Annotated in this window: 2 protein-coding genes; both read left to right on the top strand. The window is 41.3% G+C overall.

What is annotated here, in order from left to right; translation table 11 throughout:
- Positions 1–100 precede the first annotated feature (100 nt).
- Positions 101–1,507 carry an MATE family efflux transporter gene (locus GOQ29_RS01040; RefSeq protein WP_203370555.1) on the top strand — a complete coding sequence of 469 codons (1,407 nt, stop codon included), beginning with the start codon at positions 101–103 and terminating at the stop codon, positions 1,505–1,507.
- Complete coding sequence (locus GOQ29_RS01035) at positions 1,494–2,066, top strand: class I SAM-dependent methyltransferase (protein WP_203370553.1); 573 nt, start codon at positions 1,494–1,496, stop codon at positions 2,064–2,066. Before GOQ29_RS01040 ends, GOQ29_RS01035 begins: the two co-directional genes overlap by 14 nt.
- Positions 2,067–2,398 lie beyond the last annotated feature (332 nt).

The following is a 2,398-nucleotide window of genomic DNA, read 5'->3' as shown; positions in this document are numbered from 1 at the left end:
TATATACACTATTGCGCATTTGCAGACGCGGGTGCGCATCTATTTTGCAGAAAGCGTATAGCTGCTATACTATTATAATTGATGAAAGGAATTGATTTCTATGAATATGAATGACGAAAAACTGCAAATGATGCGGGATGAAAAAATCCCGAAGATACTTATCAGACTTGGTGTGCCTACAATGATTGGTATGATGGTTTCCGCGCTTTACAGCGTAGTTGATGCATATTTTGTGGGCGGTCTTGGAACAAGTCAGATGGGCGCGATCTCCATCGTATTCCCTATAGTCCAAATAATCATTGGACTTGGAATGACGTTCGGGAGCGGAGCGGCATCCTACATTTCGCGTCTGCTTGGTGAGGGGAACAGCGAAAAGGCAAACCGTACAGCGTCAACAGTACTATTTTCAAGCTTGTTTGTCGGAGTGGTTTCCATTGTCATTTCACTGCGCTTTCTTGATAGAATACTTATTTCACTAGGTGCGACAGCTACTATCCTTCCATATGCCAGAGAATATGCCGTTATTTATGTGTCGGGCTCCATTCTGAACATATTGAATGTCACCATGAATAATGTGATTACGGCAGAAGGACAGGCAAAACTTACGATGATATCCATGCTGCTCGGCGGCATGCTGAATGTGATATTAGACCCGATTTTCATCTATACGTTGGGCTTTGGTGTTCGGGGGGCGGCAATTGCGACAGTCATTTCACAAGCGGCGACTACCTGTCTCTACTTATGGTTTATTCTTGGCAAGAAAGGCTATCTGCGTTTCTCCATTCGTCAGTTCACTTTTGACGGAACAATTTTCAAAGAAATATTCAAGGTCGGAATACCTATCCTTGTATTTCAGATTTTAGCCAGCACGGCAATGGGACTATCCAATACGGCGGCAAGCGTATACGGAGATTCGGCGGTCGCCGCCGTAGGTGTAGTGACTAGAATTATGACACTTGGAACTTATGTGGTGTTTGGTTATATGAAGGGGTTCCAGCCGGTGGCTGGTTACAATTACGGTGCCAAAAGATTTGACCGATTGAGTGAGGCCACAAAAGTTTCTTTGAAATGGGCCACGATATTCTGTACGATTGCCGCGATTCTCATGATTATCATCCCTACTCCGATTATATCGCTTTTTTCAGAGAATGACGCAGAGCTTATCAATATTGGTACAAAGGCGCTTCGTGCCAGTGGGTTTATTTTTCCCCTTTACGGTTTTCAAATGGTCTACATGGCGTTATTCCTCGCTATGGGAAAAGAAAAAGAAGGCGGTCTACTCAGTATCAGCCGTCAGGGATTGTTCTTCATTCCGATCATTCTAATTTTTCCTTGCTTGTTCGGACTTGAAGGCATCATCTGGGCGCAGCCCGCGGCGGACTTGCTGACGGTTATCTTAACTACAGCCTTCGCTCTCCAACTGCATAAGGAACTAAAGAAGATAGAGTTAGCGGCTATGTCTAAAGTTGAAGAAAAACAGGGAGGATATGTAGATGAAACTAACTGATATTTGGGGCATCATGCTTAATAACAGGGCAAAAGCTGGTTCACAGCAAGTGCTTGAGAAATTGCAGATTAATAATGGCGATGTAATAGCCGATGTTGGGTCTGGCGGTGGATATTTTGTGTTTGAATTTGCCAGAAGGGTAAAAAATGAAGGCAAAGTTTTTGCCGTTGATACAAACACCGATTTATTAAGATTTATCAATAAGAGATCCCAAAAACAAGAAATACAAAATGTTGTAACAATAGTAGCAGATAAGTCGGGATTCAATTTATCAGATGAAAATTGCAACCTTATATTTTTAAGAAATGTATTTCACCACATAGATAATGCCGAGGTTTATTTTCGGAACATTCAAGAACACCTAAAACCAAATGGAAGGATAGCAATTATTGAATGGTTAAATCAAAATGGAGCTAACGGCTGCCACAGTACGTCCGAATTGAAAATATGCAAAGTGATGGAAACCGCAGGGTATAAGCGGATCAACTCATTTGATTTTTTGCAAAATCAATCTTTCAATATATTTGTACTGAATTCAGCACTGGCAAAAAACTCTTAGTGAATATTAACCTCTTTTGCACGCCTAATGCGTTAAAACAGAAAGTCTAAATCTAAGCCACTATATTTTTCTAAAAATCAAAAATATGAAATGCATAGCCAGTTTGCACACTTACAATATGGCGGCTTTGGGATGGGAGGCAATATGTACCCGAAGCCGCTGTTTTATATTTGGGGAGGGCCGACACCTTATTGTGACGGCTTGGCATAGCTGATGCTCTAAGGCTATATAATTTCAAAAAAACACATCAAAAAATGGGCGGCTACTGCGTTCTAGTGTTGCATCAAGGTAAATATTAAAACTTGACAAAAAAGGGCATTCGCTTTGAATGT

It is taken from the genome of Anaeromonas gelatinilytica, from assembly GCF_016820635.1.
In the GTDB taxonomy this organism is placed as follows: domain Bacteria; phylum Bacillota; class Clostridia; order Tissierellales; family SIT17; genus Anaeromonas; species Anaeromonas gelatinilytica.
Note: the sequence above shows the minus strand (reverse complement) of the source record. Positions and strands in the feature narration are given on the sequence as shown.

Excerpts from the sequence above, each read along its gene's own strand:
- GOQ29_RS01040 (WP_203370555.1), top strand. The coding sequence starts at position 101 with ATGAATATGAATGACGAAAAACTGCAAATGATGCGGGATGAAAAAATC.
- GOQ29_RS01035 (WP_203370553.1), top strand. The coding sequence starts at position 1,494 with ATGAAACTAACTGATATTTGGGGCATCATGCTTAATAACAGGGCAAAA.